Raw genomic sequence first — 21,295 nt, 5'->3', positions numbered from 1 at the left:
AGGTGGGCTTTCGCTCTTCGGATGGCGGTGATGTCTTCGATCGGGCTGGTTGTCATGACGGTCTCGGCCGCGACGTCGTGGGCCGGCGGGCCGGGTGGAGTCGTCAACGGTGGCGACATATCCAGGGCCGTGGGTTCGGGAGTCATGGACGGTTTGCTGGTCGGTTTCACCGCATCCGGCCCCACCAACGACGCGGCCGCGGCTGCAGTGGTCGCCGCTTGCCAGAGCACCGGCGCCCAGGAATGCAGCAGTGACGAAGTGACCAACGACGTCTTCTGCGTGGTCTCGGTCGGAGCCGACGACGGCAGCGGCATCGTCTCCGGCGGTGCCGGGCTGACCATCGAAGCGGCGCGTGAAGACGCATTCGCCCATGTCCGGCAAGCGAATCTGGTACTCGACCCGAGTGCCCGGGTTCTCGCGGGATCGTGCCCGTGAGGAGGGGATCTGTGAACAGTCGCGCGCGTTACCTGAGAATCCTGCTGGTGCCGAGCGTCGCGGCGGCCGCGCTGATGGCTGCTCCGGTAGCTGGCGCTCAGGCGACCTGTCAGGAAGCCGGCAGCCTGACCAGATGTGAGACGAGCGGCAGCGTCTCCGTCAAGGCGGTGCCGGGTACCCGGGCGCCGAATGTGGCTGACACGATCCCTCGCGGCAACAACGGCCGGGGGCCGGGAATCGTCCTGACCTGGTAGGGCTCTGAGACCTGTCTGCCGAAACTGCATTCCGGCAGGCGGGCACTCTCACTTTCGCTGCTGAAATACAGTTTCGGCGAGAGGTGGTGTCACGCCCAGGCGTGCACGACGTTCTGGGCGGGCTCGATGCCCTGGGCGATCAGCAATTCCGTCGCGTCGGCGGCTTGCTCGATGATGGTGCCGAGCTCTGGACGCTCGCGTGAGCTGAAGTTCTCCAGCACGAAGCTGGCCCCCGACTTCTGGCCGGGGGGCCGGCCGATGCCCACCCGGACGCGCTGAAAATCGTTGCCGCCCAGTGCGGACGCCACCGATCGCAGGCCGTTGTGGCCGGCCACGCCGCCGCCGGCCTTGAGGCGGATGCGGCCGAAATCGATGTCGAGTTCGTCGTGGATGATGACGACGTCGGCGGGCGCGATGGAGTAGAACTTGGCCAGTGGACCCACCTGGCGGCCCGACTCGTTCATGTACACCCGCGGTTTGGCGAGGACCACCGGGCGGCCCGCGAGCCGCCCGGTGGCCACTTCAGCACCAGAGCGCTTGTGCACCTTGAACTTCTCGCCGATGCGGTCGGCGAGCACATCGGCCACCATGAAGCCGATGTTGTGCCGGGTCGTTGCGTACGTCGGCCCCGGATTGCCAAGGCCGACGACCAGCATGGCCTCGGCCATGAGAGAACTCCGTCCCGGTCGGGCCTACTCGGACTCGGACTCGCCCTCGGAGGTGTCCTCGTCGCCCGAGTCCTCGGCGGTGTCGTCGCCGGCAGCGTCGGTCGCCTCGCCGGCGCCCTCTGCCTCGAGGTCTTCCTCGGTCGGCGCGGTGACGACATTGACGACCAGCAATTCGGCGTCGGAGATCAGCGTGACGCCGTCGGGCAGCTCGATCTGGCCGGCCAGGATCTGGGTGCCCTCCTGGGCGCCCTCGACCGACACGGCGAACTGCTCGGGGATGGACTGGACGTCCGCCTCGATCTCGATGGTGTTGGTCTCCTGGGTCACCAGGGTGCCCGGGGCGGCGTCGCCCTCGACCGCGACGGACACCTCGACGGTCACCTTCTCGCCGCGGCGCACCACGAGCAGGTCGGCGTGCTGAATGTTGCGACGGATCGGGTGGATCTCGATGGCCTTGGTCAGCGCCAGCTGCTCGTTGCCCTCGATGTCGAGGGTCAGGACCGCGTTGGTGCCCGTGTGGCGCAGCACGGCGGCGAAGTCGCGTGCGTTGAGCTCGAGGTGCTGCGGGTCGCTGCCGTGGCCGTAGAGCACCACGGGCACCTTGCCCTCACGGCGGGAGCGGCGCGATGCGCCCTTGCCGGTGACGGTGCGGACGGCCGCGGTGAGATTGTTGGGGGCGTTCTTCGCCATGTCGGTTGCTCCTGTGCCGGTGATAGGTATCGGGCACGGCCAGGGATGAACACCGAAGAAGTTCTGGTTCCCGTCGATAACGGCGGCTGCTCAAGCAGACCACCCTCGCCGTGACGCGTCCGCAAGGTTAGCGCAGATCGCCTGCTCAGCCAAAAATCTACAGCGGGAACTCCGTGCCGGTGAGCTGCTCGGACAGCGTCCACAGTGCGGCGGCCTTGCCCCGGTTACGCGCCAGCGGGCTGCGCGGGACGGGTCCGGTCGGCCCCGTCATCGCAAACCGTGGCCCGATGAAACTGTCACCCGGAACGTCGGCGGCAGCCGCGTACAGCGTCTGGCGGGCCCCGAAGTCGGCGTCGGTGGCCAGCCGGTTTCCGGCTCGCGCGATCCTCTCTCCGAGCGGGTTGCCGGAGTGGCCCTGCAGGTTGGTCGCGGAGTAGCCGGGGTGAGCGGCGACCGCGCGCACCGCGGAACCTGCTGCGGCCAGCTTGCGCTGCAGTTCGCTGGTGAACAGCAGGTTGGCCAGCTTCGACTGTCCGTACGCAGGCCACGCGAAGTAGGGCCGCGATTTCCAGTTGAGGTCTTTGAGGCTGATGTAGCCCAGCAGGTGCATCATCGAGGACACCGTGACGACGCGGTCGGTGATCTTGGGCAGCAGCAAGTTGGTCAACGCGAAGTGCCCGAGGTGGTTGGTGCCGATCTGGCTCTCGAAGCCGTCGGCGGTCAGGGCGTAGGGCACGGCCATGATGCCGGCGTTGTTGACCAGCACGTCGACGTGCGCGACGCCCTCGGCGAATACCCGGATCGACGCGAGGTCCTGCAGGTCGAGGTGGCGGACCTCGACGTCGCCGGACATGCCGGCGGCCGCCGCGTGACCTTTGTCGAGGTTGCGCACCGCCAGGATCGTCGTGGCGCCGACGCGGGCGAGTTCGCGGGCCGTCACCAGGCCCAGCCCGCTGTTGGCGCCGGTCACGATGACGGTGCGTCCGGCGAAAGAGGGCAGGTCGGCGGCGGTCCAGTCGCTCATGGCCATCACAGTAGTGATCCGCGGCAGTGGAGGTTCAGCAGGTCAGGGGACCTTGACGGTGAAGCCTTTGATGACCGCCTCGATGTCGGCAGATTCCTCGACCGCCTTGTCGGCGTAGCCGGTGACGGTGAACTGGACCAGATACCGCTGCCGCGCTGGTGCCGCGCCGGTGGCGAAGACGACGCGGTTGTAGCTGTGCATCCGGTCGCCGCCGAGGTCGTAACTGCCCTCGATCATCGCCGACGGGAATCCGGCGAAGTCCGTGGAGGACGAGTTGAGCTCCTGGAAGTTCTGCGATGACTTCGCGTCGACGTTGGCGTGGGTGAGGGCCTGCGCGACGTCGAAGTCGCCCTTGAGTTCGAACACCAGCAGCATGGCGGTGGGGTAGGTGTCGCCCTTGGCGATCATGCGGGTACCCGGCGCGAGGTTGGTGTTCTGGTAGGGGCGCCAGCCGGGCGGCGTCGGCATCGTGACCGTGAGGTCGGTGAGCTTGTCCGGGGCCACCGGTTGTCCGTCGACCCCTTCCTGTTCCAGGAACGCCGCCAGGGGCATCCCGGGCGCGTCGGGCGGGGCGGTCGCAGAGGCACTGGTTCTACTCGATGTGGACCAGACCGTCTGGTAGTCAGGGGTTTCGGCGGTGCATCCCGCTATTGCCAGGACCACCGCGGCAGCGAGGACCGGCCGGAGACAACCGGTCACAGAATCTCGCGGACGTTGTCGATCGGGCGCGCCAGCCGGGTGCCCTTGGCGGTGACAACGAACGGCCGCTCGATCAGGATCGGATGTTCGGCCATCGCATCGAGCAGCTGGTCGTCAGAGGCAGATGCGAGATCCAGCTCCCCGTACAGCGGCTCGCGTTTGCGCACGGCGGAGCGCACCTGGATACCGGCGTCGGCGATCATCGCGACCAGTTCGGCGCGTGACGGCGGGTTCTTGAGGTACAGCACGATCTCGGGTTCGACACCGAAGTCGTGCAACAACTCCAGGGTCTTCCTCGACGTCGAGCACTTGGGGTTGTGGTAGATCGTGGCGCCGGTACCGTCTGGCATATCAGGCCGAACCGTCGAAAAGTCCTGTCACCGAGCCGTTCTCGAAGACCGCGCGGATGGTGTTGGCCAGCAGTGGCGCGATGGACAGCACGGTCAGCTGCGGGAACATCTTGTCGTCGCCGATCGGCAGTGTGTTGGTGACGATGACTTCGCGTGCACCGCTGTCGGCGAGCCGTTCGCGCGCGGGATCGGACAGCACGCCGTGGGTGGCGGCGATGATCACGTCGCCGGCGCCGTCCTCTTTGAGCAGCCGGACCGCGCCTGCGATGGTGCCGCCGGTGTCGATCATGTCGTCGGTGAGGATGCAGGTCTTGCCCTTGACGTCACCGACGACACGGTTGGACTTGACCTGGTTGGGCACCAGCGGGTCGCGGGTCTTGTGGATGAAGGCCAGCGGCACACCGCCGAGAGAGTCGGCCCATTTCTCGGCGACGCGCACGCGGCCGGAGTCGGGGGAGACCACGACCATGTCGTGGTCGGAGTAGTTCTCGACGATGTAGCCGCACAGCAGTTTCTGAGCCCGCATGTGGTCGACGGGGCCGTCGAAGAAGCCCTGGATCTGGTCGGTGTGCAGATCCACGGTGACGATGCGGTCGGCGCCCGCGGTCTTGTACAGGTCGGCGACCAGCCGTGCGGAGATGGGTTCGCGTCCGCGGTGCTTCTTGTCCTGCCGGGCATAGGGGTAGAAGGGCAGGATCGCGGTGATGCGCTTGGCGCTGCCGCGCTTGAGCGCGTCGATCATGATCAGCTGTTCCATCAGCCACGTGTTCAGCGGCGCCGGATGGCTCTGCAGGACGAAGGCGTCGCTGCCGCGCACCGATTCGTCGAAGCGGACGAATATCTCCCCGTTGGCGAAGTCCCGCGCGGTCTGCGCGGTGACGGACACGTCGAGTTCTTTGGCGACCTGCTCCGCCAATTCGGGGTGCGCTCGACCCGAGAAGAGCATCAGGTTCTTGCGGTTGTCGGTCCAGTCGTGGCTCACGGGCTGCCCTCGGCTTCTCAGATCGATGGCGGATCGATTCTCCGGCCATCGTACGGAGCGTTTCCGCGCCTACGGTGGCGGGTTACCAGAATGCCAATAAAAGGCGACGAAACGCTACTCGCCGGTAGCTTCGGCGCCTTCCGGGTCGGCTGCCGGGGCCTGATGTGCGGCCGCCTCGGCGGCCTGCGCGGCGGCGCTGCCCGGCCGTTTCCTGGCCACCCAGCCCTCGATGTTGCGCTGCGGACCCGCCGACACCGCCAACGCTCCGGGCGGGACGTCGTCGCGGATCACCGTGCCCGCGCCGGTGTAGGCACCGTCGCCGACGGTCACCGGTGCGACGAACATGGTGTCCGAGCCGGTGCGGACGTGGGAGCCGATTGTGGTGCGGCTCTTGGTTTCTCCGTCGTAGTTGACGAACACGCTGGATGCGCCGATGTTGCTGTGCTCGCCGATGTCGGCGTCGCCGACGTAGGTCAGGTGCGGCACCTTCGTGGCCGCGCCGATGGTGGCGTTCTTGGTCTCGACGAACGCGCCGAGCTTGCCTGCGGAACCGAGGACCGTGCCGGGGCGCAGATAGGTGAAGGGGCCGACGACGGCGTCATCGCCGATCCGCGAGGAACTCCCGTGGGTGCGGACCACCTGGGCGCCGTCGCCCACCATGACGTCGGTGAGCGTGGTGTCGGGGCCGATCTCGCAGCGGCCGCCGATGGCGGTGGCTCCGAGCAGTTGGGTGCCGGGACGCACGATGGTGTCGCGGCCGATGCTGACGTCGATGTCGATCCACGTCGAGCCCGGGTCGACGACCGTCACGCCGGCGCGCTGATGACGGGCGACGATGCGGCGGTTCAGCTCCACGCCCAGGTCGGCGAGCTGAACCCGGTCGTTGACGCCGGCCACCAGTGCGGTGTCGGTCACGTGCTGTGCCCCCACGGAGCGGCCGTCGGACCGCACGATGGAGATCACGTCGGTGAGGTACAGCTCCTGCTGGGCGTTGTTCGCGTGCAGTCGGCTCAGCGCCGACCGCAGCGCGTCGATGTCGAACGCGTAGACGCCGGCGTTGACCTCCGTGATCTCTTTCTGCGCCGGGCTGGCGTCGGCCTGCTCGACGATGCCGAGCACGTCGCCGACCTCGGTGCGCTGGATCCGGCCGTAGCCGGTGGGGTCCGCGAGCGTGGTGGTCAGCACCGTCGCCACCGCCGATTCGGCGTTGTGGGCGACGAGAAGATCGGTCAGCGTGTCCCCGTCCAGCAGCGGGACGTCCCCGGCGGTGACCACGACGACGCCGGCGAAGTCAGCGGGCAGCGCGGTCAGGCCGCACTCCACGGCGTGCCCGGTGCCGCGCTGTTCCTCCTGCACCGCGATCTGTACGTCGCGGCCGAGGTCCCGGCCGATCTGCTCGGCGGCAGGTGCCACCTGCTCGCGGTCCTTGCCGACCACCACCACGAGGTGCTTCGGCGCGACTCGGGCGACGGCGTGCAGGCTGTGGCCCAGCATGCTGCGCCCGGCCAGCGTGTGCAGCACCTTCGGGGTGGCCGATTTCATGCGGGTGCCCGCACCCGCCGCCAGGATCACGACCGCGGCGTCACGCATCGATGTCTTCCCACTTCCGCGAGCGTGCGTGTCTGCACTCGACACGCCGGGCCAGGAGCCATTTCGTGCACGCTCGCTGCTCCGTCGCCAGGACTCGAACCTGAACTATCTGAACCAAAATCAGAGGTGCTGCCGATTACACCACGACGGACCGGTCACGAGGTACGCGTGCGACTTTAACGCACCCTGTCAGGGCGGCTCAGCGCTGTGCAAGCTCCCGCGGATCGCTGTTGTCGAGGAGACGCGCGTCGTACGGTTTGGCCGTCAGCAGGGTCACCTGCTGTGCGCTGCCGTTCGGCAGCAGATAGCTGCGATGCTCGCCCGGGGTGGCTCCCAGCAGTGCGCTGCCCAACGGTGAATTGACGGTGTAGACGTCCAGTTCGGAGTCGACGGTGCCGCGGGTGCCGAGAAGAAAGGTCTCGGTGTCGCCGGTGTCGCCGGTGTCGTCGAAGCGAACGGTGAGCACCATGCCTGGCTCGGCGACGCCGTCGTCGGCAGGGTTGCTCATCCGATCAGCCCTGCTGAGCAGTTCGTGGATCTGCCGGATCCGTTCCTTACGGGCCAGCCAGGCATCGACCACCTGATCGGTGCGGTCGTCCTCGTCCGCCGGTGAGGGCAGGGTCATCAGGGTGGCCAGCTCTCTCTCCAGTCCTTCGCGGGCCTGCGGCGTCATCCAAATGAGGTCAGTGTTCTGCACGGTGTGTCCTTTTCGGTAGGGGTGTTCGTCGTCAGGGGCGGGACACTGCCGCCGCCCCTGACGACCGGGGAGCCCTCGTCAGAGGGGAGAAGTGGTGCCGCGGCGCCCGCGGAGCGGATCGAACGGACGCGCGGCCTCGGGCTGCTTTCCGGTGGCGATCTGCTCGGCGAGCAGTCGGCCGGTCGCAGGACCGTGGGCCAGTCCCCACATGCCGTGTCCACCGGCGATGTAGACACCGTCCGCCAGTTGGCCTATCAGCGGCATGCCGTCGTCGGTGACCGGACGGGCGCCCACCCAGACGTCGGTGCGCTCGTCCCAGCGGACGCCGGCCAGAAGTGGGGCAGCGGATGCGATGATCGCCTCGACCCGACGGAGCGACAGCGGTTCGCCCGGGCGGCGGAACTCCATGGTCCCTGCCACCCGCAGGCCGCCCCGGTACGGGGTACAGGCGACGCGGGCCTCCGGAAGATAGATCGGTCCCGGCAGCGGGCGGTCGACCGGCACCGTGAACGAGTAACCGCGACCGGCCTGCAGTCCCACCCGAACCCGTCGCCCGGTCAACGCGGGCAACCAGGCGCCCGTGGCCAGCACTGCGGCGTCAGCGCTCAGGGGTTCGCCGCCGCGCCGTTCGACGAGAACTCTGTCCTGGGTCCGGGACACGCCGCTGACCTCGCCGATGTGCAGCGTCGCCCCGCGCGCGGCGACCTGCCGGCTGAGCGCGCGGGTGAAGCGGCCCGGATCGACGAACCGTTGGCCGGGCACGTTGACCACGGCCGCCACGTCCACGGAAGCGAGCGGTACCTGGCGGTGCAGGGCCGCACCGGTCAGCATGTCCGACTCGAGCCGCGGGCCCGTCGCCGACATGTGGCTCAGCTCGGTCAGGAACCGGCGGGCTTGCCGCGCGTCGCGGAACGCCGCCGCCAGCGAGGTGTCGGTGACCGGGGCGTCGACACCGCTGGCCACCAGCACGTCGAAGGTCTCCATGGCCTCGTCGTTGAGGACCGCGTTCGCGTGCACCGCCCGCTGCCACGCGGCCGGCCGGCAGTGGGCGGCGAAGCGGACCATGAACCGCAGCAGGGCGGGGTCGGCTCGCAGCGGGATGTGCAGCGGCGCGGCGGGGTCGGCAAGCGCCCGCACACCCTCGCGCAGCACCGACGGCGAGTTCAGCGGGGCTGTCAACGCGGGTGACACCCAGCCGGCGTTACCCCAGGAAGCGCCTGCCGCGACACCCGTCCGGTCGACGATCGTCACGTCGATTCCACGCTCTTGCAGGAACCACGCGGTCGACAGGCCGACGATGCCGGCTCCGACGACGACCACAGACCGGGGACCGTTGGCCATCCCTGATCCGCCGAACATCGCTCCACCTCTCGCTCACGTTGCCGTCGACTCCATGGTCCGGCGTCGACGCAGCGAAAGTGTCGTTGCGAAGCGACAATGGCGGGCGGTTCAACTGTCGCGAACCGACAAACTGGTCTAGTTCACGACAGCTAGCTCGATCATCATCGCGAACCGTTTGTGCGCGTTGTCGAGCCGAAGGTCGGTCAGCTCGGCCATCCGCCGCATCCGATACCGCACGGTGTTCTCGTGGACGCCGAGCAGCTCGGCGATGCGCCCCGGATCGCCGCGCTCCTGCAGCCACGCGCGCAGCGTCGCCACATACGCGGTGCCATGCGCACGGTCGTGTTCCCGGAGCTCGGCGACCACGCCCCGGCGCGGGGTACGGCCGGAGTGCGCCGCGGTCCGGAGACGTTGCAGCACCAGGTCGTCCCACGACTCGTCGTATGCAGGCGGGACGACGGCCCCGGTGCCCTCCTGAAGGGCCAGACATTCGTCGGCCTCTGCGCGCGCGACAGCCAGCTCGGTGGCGGCGGCGGGCGCGCTGATGCCGGCCTGCACAGTCAGTCCGCGCGGCAGCGTTGCGACCAACGCGGTGACCCAGTCTCGCGCGATCGTGGCGTGCTCGGCCGACAGCACGGTGTAGACCGTGGTGTCCGCCAGCGCGCTGCGCGACGGGCGCGACCACCCGAAGCCGGCGGTCGCCCGCTCGAACACCTGCAGCAGCGCCGCGTGTCGCTGGTCGCCCTCGGCGGCCCGCAATGCGATGACGCGCAGTGACGCCGGCGGCAGGCCCAGCCGACTGGCCACGGTCGCCGCATCGGCCGGACTCTCCAGCAACCGGATGACCAGCTCGGACTCCACCTGACGTTCCAGATCGGCACTGGCGCGTGACCGCAGCAGATGCAACGCGACGGTGTGTGCCCCGTCCGCGAGTGCGTCCAGCCGAGTCCCGGTGAGCGGGCTCGCGCACGCCACCCACACCGAGCCGAGCAGCTCGCGGCCCGCGCGCGCCGCCACGACCATCCGGCCGGTCAGGCCGACCCCCACCTCACCCGGTACGAAAATCGGCTCGTCGGACAGTTCCAGGTGCGTGAAGACTTTGTGTGCCGCGAACACCTCCCGGATTTCCGCGGGTGCCTGCCGGGCCAGGATCGTCGCCACCCGGACTGGGTCGGCGTCCTGCTGTCCGCGCGAGAATGCCAGCACCTGCGACGTTCGGTCCTCGATGACCACCGGACCGCCCACCGCATCGGCCAGGCTGTCGGCGAGCGCGAAGAGGTCGGTCGGTCCGCGGCCCGATTCGGTCTCTCGGCCTTCCAGGACGAGGCCGTAGACGACGGCGGCGACATCGCTCCACGGCGTCGCCGAATCGACGACGACGACGGCGACGCCTTCCGTGTCCAGCGGCGGGTCGTCGTCATGTTCACGGGTCAGCACGACGGTGGCCCGCGCTGCGCGAGCCCACCGCACAGCCTCGATCAAGGACCCGGCGCCCACCGCGAGCAGTACATCGCCCGACACCGTGCGTCCGTCGACGGACTCGGGGAGCACCACGCTGCGCAGTTCTATCTGCCGATCCGACGTGCCGCCGTGCCAGCGCGCGCCGTATCCACCGAGGACGTTGATCAGCCGATCCAGCGTGATCACGGACCTGACGCTACCGGTATGCGGGCCCCGACGGTCTACGCTCAGACCCGTGGCAGTGCCCGAAAAGCCCGTCAGTGCTGATGCGCCGCTGCGTGCGCCGCGCGCCAGGATGACCGGCAGCGAGCGCCGCCAGCAACTGGTCGAGATCGCCAAGTCGCTGTTCGCCGAGCGGGGCTTCGACGGCACCTCGATCGAAGAGATCGCGTTGCGGGCCAACGTGTCCAAACCGGTGGTCTATGAACACTTCGGCGGCAAGGAAGGCCTCTACGCCGTGGTCGTCGACCGCGAGATGTCGGCACTGCTGGACGGGATCACCGCGTCGCTGACCAAGAATCGTTCCCGGGTGCGGGTGGAGCGGGTGGCGCTGGCGCTGCTCACCTACGTCGAGGAGCACACGGACGGCTTCCGGATCCTGATCCGCGATTCCCCGGCCAGCATCACCTCGGGCACGTATTCGACGCTGCTCAACGACGCCGTCAGCCAGGTGGCGTCCATCCTGGCCGGCGACTTCTCGCGGCGGGGGCTCGATTCCGAACTCGCGCCGCTGTACGCGCAGGCCCTCGTCGGCTCGGTGTCCATGGCGGCGCAATGGTGGCTCGACGTACGCGAGCCCAAGAAAGAGGTCGTCGCCGCGCACCTGGTCAACCTGTGCTGGAACGGGCTGACCCATCTGGAGTCCGACCCGGCGCTGCACGACGAGTAGCGGCAGCCGGGGTCAGCGCGGGCGCAGCACGAAGTAGCCGAACACCATGGTCGCGGGGTCGGGCCGGGGATCGCGCAGCGCCACCGCAAGAACGATCCGATCGTCGAACACGCTGTGCAGCCAGGTGGGACGCCACACCAGGTAGTCAACGGTCTGCCCGGCGACATCGGCGCGGGACTCCGTCGTTTGAGAGAAGCCGAACGCGTCGAGGTAGCCGCTCGCCCTCTTGCGCAGCATCACCCAGTCGTAGCCGTTGCGCCGAATGTAGGACTCCTCGGCGTCGATGCGGAATTCGGGCTCGATCGTGGAGACCGCGTCGCGCAGAGCCGCGGAGTAGCGCCTTTCGTCCGGAGGCGGCTGGCTGCTCAGCGGAGCGGCGGACATCTTCTCGAGCTTGTACGGCAGCACGAGGGGCGCGCCGTTGAGGATGGGACGGGTGGACGGCGAATACAGCCGTGAATAGCCCGTGACGCCGAGGGCCGCGACGAGTGCGACCGTCAGGACGACGAGCAGGATGCGCTTCACCTACGACCCCATCCGTCCGATGTTGATCATCGCGGTGGGTCCGAGCCCCAGCCCGGCCGCCGGGCCCGTTCCGATCAGATCGCCCAGCCTCGCCTCGATCACCGGAGGTCCACTGTCGGGGCCCCACGGGTTGCGCAACGTCACGACGGCGTCGCTGCCCGTGCCGGCCAGGCCCTCGATGGAGTAGACGTGCATGTCGTCCAGCGGCCCGCCGAAAACGCTGGTGGACAGCATCACCGGCTGATGTCCGCTGAGGGCCTCGGCGATCTGGCCGTCGATGTTCTGGCTCGGGGTCATCCACTCCGTCGCCGGGATGATCCAGCGGCCGTCGTTGCCGGTCAGCGCCTCCAGGGCCGGCGGCGTCACCCCGCGCTCGATGCCCTGGATCCCTTGTCCGGGGGCCTTCAACGTGGCGTAGGCGGACTCCAGCACCGCGGGCCACAGCGGCGCGCCGGTCACGACGTTGTCGACGCCGCTGGCGCCCCCCGCGGCGATGTTGGCGTCGACGTCGGCCTGGGTGACGCTGATGTGGCGCCACCCGGCACCGTCCCACATCGTCACGTCGAACAGCCCCGTCTGCGGGTCGTAGGAGATGCGGTCCCTGATCCACTGAGGGTCGGCGTGGGCGATCGCACTCATCGTGGCGACGAGGTAGCAGTCGCCGATGCCGTCCTGGTTGACGTCGGAGCCGGCCGGGGCGCCGTCCACACCACCCCGGTAGAGGTCCTCGTCGGTCCACGCGAAGTCGGGAGCCGGCGGTGTCTGCGGAAGGGGGCCGCCGGTCCGCAAGGCTTCGGCGGTGGTCGCGTCGATCCGGTTGAACATCGCCAGCATGCTCCGCAGCGATGCGGTGTAGGCGGCCGCGAGCGCCGCTGTCATCACACCCATGGTGCGAGCGCCCACCACGGTGCCGTCGTCGGCGACCATGCCGCCCAGCGCCCGCGCCTGCGACACCATCGCCAGAATCTGGCTGCGCAGCGGACCCAGGTTCGTGCCGCCGAAGCGCAGCGCCGCGGCATAGTTCGTCAGCTTCGCCTGGAGCGCATGCTGACGGGCGAGGTTCTTCTCGGCCGTCGCCACCGCGGTGTCCGCGGCATCCGCCTGCCAGATGTTGCGCACAACGGCCAGTCCGCGGTGCTGCACTTCACTCTCGACGGTGACCGCAGCCGCGTCGGCGGCCTGCGCATCGGCGGCGTCCAGCAAACGTGCCGGCTGGGTGGCTTCAACGACCGAGATCGTCGCAACCATCGAAGCCCCCGTTCCCCGCAAACTCGGATCGAAGCTAACACGGGGATCGGGCGGGTCCGCGCACCAATTTTCGACGGTCTGGGCACGGCAGTGCCCGCGGCCGGACGAGGTCGGCGGGTGCCTACGATGGAGAGATCATGACCGTAGCGGGGCCCCTTCATGTCCACACCCCGATCGCGGGCCTCGTCGACCTGGCACTGCGTGACCCCTCCTTGCAGGAGGTCGTTCGCCGCGCCGCCGACCGGCCCGTCGATCTCAACTTCGTCGGCCCGGCCAGCGCCCGGGTCTACGTGGCGTCCGCGCTCGCCCAAGCCGGACTGCTGCTCGTCGTCACCGCGACCGGCCGCGAAGCCGACGACCTGACCGCCGAGTTGCGGGGCGTCTTCGGTGAGGCCGTCGCGCTGTTCCCGTCGTGGGAGACGCTGCCGCACGAGCGGCTCTCACCCGGCGTGGACACGGTCGGTGCGCGGATGATGCTGCTGCGCCGACTGGCACACCCCGAGGACGAGCGACTCGGCCCGCCGCTGCGGATCGTCGTGACGACCGCGCGGTCGCTGCTGCAGCCGATGGCTCCCGGCCTCGCCGAGATCGAGCCGGTCACGCTGACTGTCGGCGCCGACGCGGAGTTCGACGGCATTGTCGCCCGCCTCGTCGATCTCTCGTACACCCGCGTCGACATGGTGGGCAAGCGCGGTGAATTCGCGGTCCGCGGCGGCATTCTCGACATCTTCCCGCCGACGGCCGAGCACCCCGTGCGCGTCGAGTTCTGGGGCGACGAAGTGACCGAGATGCGGATGTTCGCGGTCGCCGATCAGCGGTCCATTCCCGAGATCGACATCGACACGGTGATCGCCGTACCGTGCCGTGAGTTGCTGCTGACAGAGGATGTCCGCCACCGCGCAGCCGCGCTGTCGGCCGAGCATCCCGTCAAAGAGCACAGCGTGCCGGGCAGTATCCCGGAAATGCTGGCGCGACTGGCGGAGGGCATCCCGGTCGAAGGCATGGAGGCGCTGCTGCCCCTGCTCATGCCCGAAGGCGGTCCGGAGGCCTTCGGCACACTGACTGACCACCTGCCCGAGGGCACGCCGCTGCTGGTCTGCGATCCGGAGAAGGTCCGTTCACGGGCCGCCGATCTGATCAAGACCGGCCGCGAATTCCTGGAAGCGTCGTGGTCCACCGCGGCGGTCGGCGGGGACGTACCCATCGACATCGAGGCGCTCGGGGCGTCGGGATACGTCGGCTACAGCGCCGCGCGGGACGCCGCACGCGAGGGCGGCCACCCGTGGTGGACGCTGAGTCAGCTCGACAGCGGCTCAGCCGAGTCAATCGTCCTCGACATCCGTCCCGCTCCGTCGGCGCGAGGGCAGCAACACAATCTCGACGAGATCTTTGCGATGCTGCGCGCCCACGTTGCCACCGGCGGGTACGGCGTGGTTGTCACGCCCGGCACCGGTACCGCGATGCGCATCGTCGAGCAACTCTCCGAATCCGACACGCCCGCAGCGATTCTGGACCCCGGCTCCGCGCCGAAGGAAGGCGTCGTCGGCGTCCTGAAAGGCCCGCTGCACGACGGCGTGGTGATCCCGGGCGCCAATCTGGTGGTGTTCAGCGAGACCGACCTGACCGGAAACCGCGCCGCGGCGACCGAGGGCAAGAAGCTGGCGGCCAAGCGCCGCAACGTCGTTGACCCGCTGGCGCTCACCGCCGGCGATCTCGTGGTGCACGATCAGCACGGCATCGGCCGGTTCGTCGAGATGACCGAGCGGGTGATCGGCGGCGCCCGCCGCGAGTACCTGGTGCTCGAATACGGGTCGGCCAAGCGCGGGGGCGGAACCGACAAACTCTACGTGCCGATGGACTCGCTGGACCAGCTGTCCCGGTACGTCGGCGGCGAAGCGCCCAACCTGAGCAGGTTGGGCGGCAGTGACTGGGCCAACACAAAAACGAAGGCGCGCAGGGCAGTTCGCGAGATCGCCGCCGAGCTCGTCACGCTCTACGCCAAGCGTCAGGCCTCGCCGGGCCACGCGTTCGCGCCGGACACCCCGTGGCAGGTCGAGATGGAGGACGCGTTCGGGTTCACCGAGACCGTGGACCAGCTCACGGCGATCACCGAGGTGAAGTCCGACATGGAGAAGCCAGTCCCCATGGACAGGGTGATCTGCGGCGACGTCGGCTACGGCAAGACCGAGATCGCGGTGCGGGCGGCGTTCAAGGCGGTCCAGGACGGCAAGCAGGTGGCGGTGCTGGTACCGACGACCCTGCTGGCCGACCAGCATCTGCAGACGTTCTCCGCGCGCATGGCGGGCTTCCCCGTCACGGTGAAGGGCCTGTCCCGGTTCACCGACGCCGCCGAGTCGAGGGAAACCCTGGCCGGCATGAAAGACGGGTCGGTCGACATCGTCATCGGTACGCACCGGCTGATCCAGACCGGCGTGACGTGGAAGGACCTCGGCCTGGTCATCGTCGACGAGGAGCAGCGCTTCGGCGTCGAGCACAAGGAGCACATCAAATCGATGCGCACCCACGTCGACGTGCTGACGATGAGCGCCACCCCGATCCCGCGCACGCTGGAGATGAGCTTGGCGGGCATTCGCGAGATGTCGACCATCCTGACCCCGCCCGAGGAGCGCTACCCCGTCCTGACCTATGTCGGGCAGCACGATGACAAGCAGGTCGCGGCGGCGCTGCGCCGCGAGATGCTGCGCGACGGCCAGGTGTTCTACATCCACAACCGGGTGCGGACCATCGACCAGGCCGCCGCCAAGGTGCGGGAGATGGTGCCGGAGGCGCGCGTGGTCGTCGCCCACGGGCAGATGCCCGAGGAGCAGCTCGAGCGCACGGTCGAGGGCTTCTGGAACCGCGAGTACGACGTCCTGGTGTGCACGACGATCGTCGAGACGGGCCTGGACATCTCGAACGCCAACACGCTGATCGTCGAGCGGGCCGACACGTTCGGCCTCTCGCAGCTGCATCAGCTGCGCGGCCGGGTCGGGCGGTCGCGCGAGCGCGGCTACGCGTATTTCCTGTATCCGCCTGAGGTTCCGCTGACCGAGACGGCCTACGACCGGCTGGCCACCATCGCCCAGAACAATGAGCTGGGCGCGGGAATGGCCGTCGCGATGAAGGACCTCGAGATCCGCGGCGCCGGAAATGTGTTGGGCGCCGAGCAGTCCGGGCATGTGGCCGGCGTCGGCTTCGACCTGTATGTGCGTCTGGTCGGCGAGGCCGTGGAGGCCTACCGTGCGGCCGCGGACGGGAAAACCGTTCTGGCGCCGGAGGAACCGAAGGATGTGCGGATCGATCTGCCGGTCGATGCACACTTCCCGCCCGACTACATCGGCAGCGACCGGCTGCGGCTGGAGGCTTATCGCCGACTGGCCGCGGCCGCCGACGACAGGTCCGTGGACTCGGTGATCGAGGAGCTGGTCGACCGCTACGGGCCGCTACCCGAGCCGGCGGAACTTCTGATCGCGCTGGCGCGCCTGCGGCTGCTGGCACGGGCGCACAACGTGACCGAGATCGGCGCGTTGTCGGCGTCGACGGTGCGGATCTCCCCGCTGACCCTGGCGGACTCCGCGCAGTTGAGGCTCAAGCGCCTCTATGCCGGTGCCAACTACCGCGCCACCACGTCCACCGTGCAGGTGCCGATCCCGCGCGCGGGCGCCGGGGTCGGAGCCCCGCGGATCCGCGATCTCGAACTCGTCGCGTTCGTGGCAGGGTTATTGCTGTCCATCGACGGGAAACCGCAGGAGGAAGTTGATATAACCAAGTTCGGAGGTGTCGCAGCGAAATGATCGACATGAGCTGGAGCCGATGACGGTCGTCCTGGTCGACCCGCGCCGTCCGTCGCTTGTCCCGGTCGAGGCGATCGAACTCCTGACCGGTGACGTGCAGTACACCGAGGAGATGCCGATCAAGGTGCCGTGGTCGCTGCCGTCGGCGCGACCCGCCTACACCGGTGATCCCGCAGAGGTGCTGCTGTCCTCGGATCGCGCCCATCCGTCGGTCGCGGCCCGCATCGCGGCGGGGGAGCGGGTGATCAGTGCGCCCGCGGCGCAGTCCGGTGAACGCCTGGTCGATGCCGTCGCGATGATGGACAAGCTGCGCACGGCCGGGCCGTGGGAGAGCCAGCAGACCCACGATTCGCTGCGGCGGTATCTGCTGGAGGAGACCTACGAGCTGTTCGACGCGGTGCACGGTGGTGACCTGACCGAGTTGCGCGACGAGCTCGGCGACGTGCTGCTGCAGGTGCTGTTCCACGCGCGCATCGCCGAGGACGCCCCCGAGAACGGGTTCGACATCGACGACGTCGCCGATGCGCTGGTCCGCAAGCTGGGCAATCGGGTTCCCGCAGTCCTTGCGGGAGAGTCGATTTCGCTCGAAGAGCAGTTGGCTCAGTGGGAGCAGCGCAAGGCGCTGGAGAAACTGTCACGCGAATCGATCATGGATGACATCCCGACCGCCCAGCCTGCGCTGGCGCTGGCGCAGAAGGTGCTCGCCCGGGCGGAGACCGCCGGCCTGCCCGTCGATCTGTTGCCAGCGTCCATCACATCGGTCACGGTGAGCGCCGAGATCGATGCCGAAACTGCCTTGCGTTCAGCGGTTCTGGAGTTCATCGCGGACGTCCGTGTCGCGGAGCGCGCGGTCGCGGCGGCGCGGCGAAGCGACGAGGTGGCCGAAGAGCTCGACGACGCCCCGCACGGCGTGATCTCCGCGGACGAGTGGCGCGCGGCCTGGCCCACGGTCGTCGAGTCCGAGGCCGCCGAGGCAGCCGAGCCGGTGGACGATGACCCCGCTGACGACGAGGCCGAGCCCGCTGACGATGACCCCGCTGACGACGAGGCCGAGGCCACAGACCGGTCCTAGCTCGTCGAGATCAACGTTGTGCAGGCCTGCTCTCGCACGTAGTCTGCACAACGTGGATTTCGACGATGGCGCCGCGGCCCGACGTCAGTAGAAGAGCGTCGAGCCCCAGAACGTCGACGTGTCGCCCTCGGGAATGCCTGGCGGACAGGCGAACACGGCGGAGCTGGTGGGCGTCACGTACTCGTTCATCGCATCGTGGCGCGAGATCGCATTCTGCATCGGGATGAACTGGGTGATCGGGTTGCGCACGAAGGCGATGAAGAACAACCCGGCGTCCAGATGTCCGAAGCCGTCCGACCCGTCGGTGAAGTTGTAACCGCGGCGCAGGATCTCGATGCCGCCCAGGTTCTCTGGCGACGCCAGCCGGACGTGGGCCAGCGTGTCGATGACCGGCTCGCCCTTGTCGTCGGTGAGGTCGAAGTCGAGATCGTCGAACTCCTCGGTCAGTCCCATCGGCGCGCCGGAGCCCTTCTGCCTGCCGACGACGCGTTCCTGCTCCAGCAGCGTGGTGCGGTCCCACTGCTCGATGCGCATCCGGATGCGCCGCGCCACCAGGTAGGAACCACCGTTCATCCACGCCGGCCCGTCTCCGTCGGCGACCCACACGAAATCGCGCAGCTTCTCGGCTTCGTCGGAGCGCAGGTTGGCGGTTCCGTCCTTGAACCCGAACAGATTTCGCGGTGTGGACTGCTCGCGCGTGGTCGACGAGGTGCGGCCGAAGCCCAGCTGCGAGTACCGCACGGCGACGGTGCCGAAGCCGATCCTGGCCAGGTTGCGGATAGCGTGCACGGCGACCTGCGGGTCGTTGGCGCAGGCCTGGACGACGATGTCGCCGCCGCTGCGGGCGGGGTCGATCTTCTCGTTCGGGAACTTGGGCAGGTCCACCAGTTCGGCAGGCTTTTTGTCGGCGATGCCGAAGCGGTCGACGCCGTCCTTGAGGAAGAACGACGGCCCGAACCCGATGGTCAGCGTGAGTTGTGACGGCGGCAGCCCCAGAGCTTCCCCGGTGTCCGATGGCGGCGAGTACGGGTTCTGGCCGGTGGAGCCGTTGGGGAACGCCTCCTTACCCTGGGTCATCCGCTCGGCCATCTCGGTCCAGTCCGCGAGCATCTTCACGACGTCGTCGCGACTCTTCGTCGTCACGTCGAACGTCGCGAAGTGCATGCGGTCCTGGGCTTCGGTGACGATGCCCGCCTGATGCTCGCCGCGGAACGGCACCGCCGTGTGCAGGTGGCCCTCCGGTGTCTGCGCCGCGGAGGCCCGCCCGGCGAGCGCTCCCGCGCCTGCCGCACCGACCACCGCGGCCGTCACCCCGGCGGCACCGAACAGCTTGCGGCGGCTCAGCCCGGACCGTTGAGGTTCGGGCTGAGCCGGCTGCGACACATCACTCACGCCGGATTGTGAGCGTCGCTCACTGGGGGGCAATGACACCTTGCACCTGGCTGACTTCCTTGCTCAGCGCGTCGATGGCGCGCGAGAGTTCCTGACGTTCGGGCTCGGTGACCTTGTCGTAGAGCACGAACCCGTCGCCCTCACGGTAGCGCTCCAGCAGCGCCTCGACTTCCTCGAAGCGCTGGTCGACGCGCTTACCCAGGTCAGGGTTGCGCTCGTCGAGGATCGGCCGCACAGACGCCACAGCGGTCTGCGAGCCCTGCAGGTTCGCGTTGAAGTCCCACAGGTCGGTGTGGCTGAAGATGTCCTCTTCACCGGAGATCTTGCTGGTGGCGATCTCGTCGAGCAGCCCTTGGGCGCCGCCGGCGATCTGGGTGGAGTCAACCGTGAAATCGGGTACGGAGACGCCGGTCTGGAGTTCCTTGACGTCGGCGACGAGCTGGTCCGCCAGCGCATTGGCGTCGGGCTGCAGGCCCGTCACCCAGAGCTGCTTCTCCAGGGCGTGGAAGCCGGTCCACTTCTGGCCGGGCTCCAGGTCCGCCTCACGCAGGTCGATCCGGGGGTCGAGGTCGTCGGGGAAGGACTCGGCGACGGGCTCGATGCGCTCGTAGTAGGTGCGCGAAACGGGGAACTGCGTCTTGGCCGCCTCGACGTCACCGGACTTCACGGCCGCCGCGAAAGACTCGACGGCGGGCACCAGCGCCTCCACCTGGCTGTTGACGTAGCGCTTGTAGTTGTCGGCGGCCTCTTTGAACTTGCCGTCGGTGTCGACCTGCACCTCTTCGCCGCTGACCGTGTACTCGCCGCGGATGCCGTCGCCGATCATGCCGGGCTTGCACGCCGTCTGGTAGGTGCCCGGCTGGGTGAGCTGCACGATCAGCTTGCGCTGCAATCCGGGGGAGATGTTCTCCACCTCGCCCATCACCCGCTCGCCCTCGTCGTAGACGTAGAACTCGGTCACCTTGTTGCCGTTGTTCGTGATCACGAAGGTGTTGGCGCCGGTGCTGCCCTCGGTGCCCGACAGCGTGCACGCCGTGTCAGAGGCGTCGACGGTGATCTCGGCGGGGGCCGCGCCACCGTCGTCGGAGGCGGCGGGGGCCGCCTCCTCTTTGGCCTGGCAGCCGGCGAGTGTCAGGGCGGCCAGAGCGGCCGCGACGGCGGCGACGGAGGAATGGACCTTCACGTGGTGGACCTTTCGGTAGAGGGACTGCTCGTGGGTTCAGGGGACGGCGGGGTGGGCCGTGCGGGCGTCGCGGTCGGGCGCAGGAACAGTGCCAGCACGACGACGAGGTAGGTCAGGTAGCCGGCCAGTTGCAGCACCGTGGGGGTCGGCGTGACGTTGAAGATGCCCTGGATGATCTCGCCGTACCAGGCCGACCAGTTGAACCAGGTGCTGATGTCGAAGGCCCTGGTGGACAGGCCGGGCAGCCAGCCCACCGTCTGTAGCGCGCCGACGCCGTAGGACAGGATTCCGGCGGCGACGACGATCAGGAAGACTCCGGTGTAGGTGAAGAACTTCGCGAGGTTGATGCTCAACGCGCCGCGATACATGCCGTAGGCGATCAGCCCGGCGATGGCCACGCCGACGATCAGCCCGAGCAGGGGCCACGCGGTCTGCGCTTCGGCGTACCCGACCATGAACAGCGCGGTCTCGACGCCTTCGCGGCCGACGGCGAGGAAAGCCAGTGCCGTCACCGCCAGCGGCCCGGTTTCCAGGGCGCGGGACATCCCCCCGCGCAGCTCGCCGGAGATCGACGCGGCCGCCTTCTTCATCCACAGGACCATCGTCGTGACGATGGCGACGGCGATCAGCGACGCGACGCCGGCAATCGCCTCGGCGCCGAGCCCGCTGATGGTGTTCTGGCCGAACTGGATGGTCAGGAACACGATGACGGTCATCGCCACCGCGGCGCCGACACCCAGCCACACCCACTTGAGGGCGTCCCGGCGATCCGACTTGACCAGGAACGCCACCAGGATGGAGACGACGATCGCCGCCTCGAGGCCTTCCCTCAAACCTATGAGTCCGCTGCCGAAAAGCTGTGAGGTCACGTTCGGCGCCGCGTAGTACGTACTGACCGCGAGGTCTGTACCAGCAACCATCACATTGTCCTTCACTACGCCTTGCCCCACCCCAGCCTTGGCTACCCATAGCAAGGTGTGGCTCACCTCATTTCCTGAAGC

20 protein-coding genes and 1 tRNA gene are annotated in these 21,295 nt (G+C 68.6%); 5 read left to right on the top strand and 16 right to left on the bottom strand.

Annotated elements, in window-relative coordinates; genetic code table 11:
• The first annotated feature begins 54 nt into the window (after positions 1-54).
• Positions 55-435 carry a hypothetical protein gene (locus EL337_RS22450; protein WP_232786811.1) on the top strand — a complete coding sequence of 127 codons (381 nt, stop codon included), beginning with the start codon at positions 55-57 and terminating at the stop codon, positions 433-435.
• A gap of 11 nt (positions 436-446) precedes the next feature.
• Entirely contained in the window at positions 447-689 is a 243-nt protein-coding gene (locus EL337_RS22445) for a hypothetical protein (protein ID WP_083443104.1), read from the top strand.
• A gap of 89 nt (positions 690-778) precedes the next feature.
• On the opposite strand, the gene pth is transcribed toward EL337_RS22445, so the two are convergent.
• From pth to EL337_RS22390, 11 genes are all read right to left on the bottom strand, one after another.
• A complete protein-coding gene (pth, locus tag EL337_RS22440; protein ID WP_048632865.1) occupies positions 779-1,357 on the bottom strand; it encodes an aminoacyl-tRNA hydrolase in 579 nt (192 codons plus the stop codon).
• 24 nt (positions 1,358-1,381) lie between these two features.
• Complete coding sequence (locus EL337_RS22435; RefSeq protein ID WP_048632866.1) at positions 1,382-2,047, bottom strand: 50S ribosomal protein L25/general stress protein Ctc; 666 nt, start codon at positions 2,045-2,047, stop codon at positions 1,382-1,384.
• A 157-nt stretch (positions 2,048-2,204) separates the two neighbouring features.
• A complete protein-coding gene (locus tag EL337_RS22430) occupies positions 2,205-3,071 on the bottom strand; it encodes an oxidoreductase (RefSeq protein ID WP_048632867.1) in 867 nt (288 codons plus the stop codon).
• 42 nt (positions 3,072-3,113) lie between these two features.
• Positions 3,114-3,770, bottom strand: a complete 657-nt coding sequence (locus EL337_RS22425; RefSeq protein WP_048632868.1) for an LpqN/LpqT family lipoprotein — start codon at positions 3,768-3,770, stop codon at positions 3,114-3,116.
• Positions 3,767-4,120 carry an arsenate reductase (glutaredoxin) gene (arsC, locus tag EL337_RS22420; protein ID WP_048632869.1) on the bottom strand — a complete coding sequence of 118 codons (354 nt, stop codon included), beginning with the start codon at positions 4,118-4,120 and terminating at the stop codon, positions 3,767-3,769. The genes EL337_RS22425 and arsC overlap by 4 nt, the downstream gene beginning before the upstream one ends.
• A 1-nt stretch (position 4,121) precedes the next feature.
• Positions 4,122-5,102 (bottom strand): ribose-phosphate diphosphokinase, encoded by a 981-nt coding sequence (locus EL337_RS22415; protein ID WP_048632870.1) that lies wholly within the window; start codon positions 5,100-5,102, stop codon positions 4,122-4,124.
• Positions 5,103-5,216: 114 nt separating this feature from the next.
• Positions 5,217-6,692 (bottom strand): bifunctional UDP-N-acetylglucosamine diphosphorylase/glucosamine-1-phosphate N-acetyltransferase GlmU, encoded by a 1,476-nt coding sequence (gene glmU, locus EL337_RS22410; protein WP_048632871.1) that lies wholly within the window; start codon positions 6,690-6,692, stop codon positions 5,217-5,219.
• 79 nt (positions 6,693-6,771) lie between these two features.
• Positions 6,772-6,843, bottom strand: a tRNA-Gln gene (locus tag EL337_RS22405).
• A gap of 48 nt (positions 6,844-6,891) precedes the next feature.
• Positions 6,892-7,389: a GreA/GreB family elongation factor gene (locus tag EL337_RS22400; RefSeq protein ID WP_083443095.1), complete on the bottom strand. Its 498-nt coding sequence runs from the start codon at positions 7,387-7,389 to the stop codon at positions 6,892-6,894.
• Between the two features lie 78 nt (positions 7,390-7,467).
• The gene (locus tag EL337_RS22395; RefSeq protein ID WP_048632873.1) at positions 7,468-8,748 is read right to left on the bottom strand and encodes an NAD(P)/FAD-dependent oxidoreductase; all 1,281 of its coding nucleotides are present in this window, start codon (positions 8,746-8,748) and stop codon (positions 7,468-7,470) included.
• A 117-nt stretch (positions 8,749-8,865) separates the two neighbouring features.
• Entirely contained in the window at positions 8,866-10,377 is a 1,512-nt protein-coding gene (locus tag EL337_RS22390; protein WP_048632874.1) for a PucR family transcriptional regulator, read from the bottom strand.
• Between the two features lie 109 nt (positions 10,378-10,486).
• Here EL337_RS22390 and EL337_RS22385 point away from each other — a divergent pair, with 109 nt between their 5' ends.
• A complete protein-coding gene (locus EL337_RS22385; RefSeq protein WP_048632875.1) occupies positions 10,487-11,080 on the top strand; it encodes a TetR/AcrR family transcriptional regulator in 594 nt (197 codons plus the stop codon).
• A gap of 12 nt (positions 11,081-11,092) precedes the next feature.
• Here the strand turns inward: EL337_RS22385 and EL337_RS22380 are convergent, their stop codons facing one another.
• Complete coding sequence (locus tag EL337_RS22380; protein WP_048632876.1) at positions 11,093-11,605, bottom strand: hypothetical protein; 513 nt, start codon at positions 11,603-11,605, stop codon at positions 11,093-11,095.
• Positions 11,606-12,853, bottom strand: coding sequence for a C2 family cysteine protease (locus EL337_RS22375; protein WP_048632877.1), 1,248 nt, complete (start codon positions 12,851-12,853; stop codon positions 11,606-11,608).
• 137 nt (positions 12,854-12,990) lie between these two features.
• Between EL337_RS22375 and mfd the strand changes: the two genes are divergently transcribed.
• Together mfd and EL337_RS22365 are read left to right on the top strand one after the other, a co-directional pair.
• Positions 12,991-16,647: a transcription-repair coupling factor gene (gene mfd, locus EL337_RS22370; RefSeq protein WP_048632878.1), complete on the top strand. Its 3,657-nt coding sequence runs from the start codon at positions 12,991-12,993 to the stop codon at positions 16,645-16,647.
• 19 nt (positions 16,648-16,666) lie between these two features.
• Positions 16,667-17,719, top strand: a complete 1,053-nt coding sequence (locus EL337_RS22365; protein WP_048632879.1) for a nucleoside triphosphate pyrophosphohydrolase — start codon at positions 16,667-16,669, stop codon at positions 17,717-17,719.
• An 84-nt stretch (positions 17,720-17,803) separates the two neighbouring features.
• Here the strand turns inward: EL337_RS22365 and efeB are convergent, their stop codons facing one another.
• Genes efeB through efeU form a run of 3 tightly spaced genes read right to left on the bottom strand, consistent with a single transcriptional unit; the run spans position 17,804 to position 21,214 of the window.
• A complete protein-coding gene (efeB, locus tag EL337_RS22360; RefSeq protein ID WP_083443096.1) occupies positions 17,804-19,150 on the bottom strand; it encodes an iron uptake transporter deferrochelatase/peroxidase subunit in 1,347 nt (448 codons plus the stop codon).
• Positions 19,131-20,294 carry an iron uptake system protein EfeO gene (gene efeO, locus EL337_RS22355; protein ID WP_048632881.1) on the bottom strand — a complete coding sequence of 388 codons (1,164 nt, stop codon included), beginning with the start codon at positions 20,292-20,294 and terminating at the stop codon, positions 19,131-19,133. The genes efeB and efeO overlap by 20 nt, the downstream gene beginning before the upstream one ends.
• The gene (gene efeU / locus EL337_RS22350; protein WP_048632980.1) at positions 20,291-21,214 is read right to left on the bottom strand and encodes an iron uptake transporter permease EfeU; all 924 of its coding nucleotides are present in this window, start codon (positions 21,212-21,214) and stop codon (positions 20,291-20,293) included. Before efeU ends, efeO begins: the two co-directional genes overlap by 4 nt.
• Between the last annotated feature and the right edge of the window lie 81 nt (positions 21,215-21,295).

This window comes from Mycolicibacterium aurum (assembly GCF_900637195.1).
GTDB classification, from domain to species: Bacteria; Actinomycetota; Actinomycetes; order Mycobacteriales; family Mycobacteriaceae; genus Mycobacterium; species Mycobacterium aurum.
This window is presented reverse-complemented; position numbering and strand designations above follow the sequence as displayed.

Excerpts from the sequence above, each read along its gene's own strand:
- pth (WP_048632865.1), bottom strand. The coding sequence starts at position 1,357 with ATGGCCGAGGCCATGCTGGTCGTCGGCCTTGGCAATCCGGGGCCGACG.
- EL337_RS22375 (WP_048632877.1), bottom strand. The coding sequence starts at position 12,853 with ATGGTTGCGACGATCTCGGTCGTTGAAGCCACCCAGCCGGCACGTTTG.
- EL337_RS22395 (WP_048632873.1), bottom strand. The coding sequence starts at position 8,748 with ATGTTCGGCGGATCAGGGATGGCCAACGGTCCCCGGTCTGTGGTCGTC.
- mfd (WP_048632878.1), top strand. The coding sequence starts at position 12,991 with ATGACCGTAGCGGGGCCCCTTCATGTCCACACCCCGATCGCGGGCCTC.
- glmU (WP_048632871.1), bottom strand. The coding sequence starts at position 6,692 with ATGCGTGACGCCGCGGTCGTGATCCTGGCGGCGGGTGCGGGCACCCGC.
- EL337_RS22430 (WP_048632867.1), bottom strand. The coding sequence starts at position 3,071 with ATGAGCGACTGGACCGCCGCCGACCTGCCCTCTTTCGCCGGACGCACC.
- arsC (WP_048632869.1), bottom strand. The coding sequence starts at position 4,120 with ATGCCAGACGGTACCGGCGCCACGATCTACCACAACCCCAAGTGCTCG.
- EL337_RS22435 (WP_048632866.1), bottom strand. The coding sequence starts at position 2,047 with ATGGCGAAGAACGCCCCCAACAATCTCACCGCGGCCGTCCGCACCGTC.
- EL337_RS22385 (WP_048632875.1), top strand. The coding sequence starts at position 10,487 with ATGACCGGCAGCGAGCGCCGCCAGCAACTGGTCGAGATCGCCAAGTCG.
- efeU (WP_048632980.1), bottom strand. The coding sequence starts at position 21,214 with ATGGTTGCTGGTACAGACCTCGCGGTCAGTACGTACTACGCGGCGCCG.
- EL337_RS22450 (WP_232786811.1), top strand. The coding sequence starts at position 55 with ATGACGGTCTCGGCCGCGACGTCGTGGGCCGGCGGGCCGGGTGGAGTC.
- EL337_RS22365 (WP_048632879.1), top strand. The coding sequence starts at position 16,667 with ATGACGGTCGTCCTGGTCGACCCGCGCCGTCCGTCGCTTGTCCCGGTC.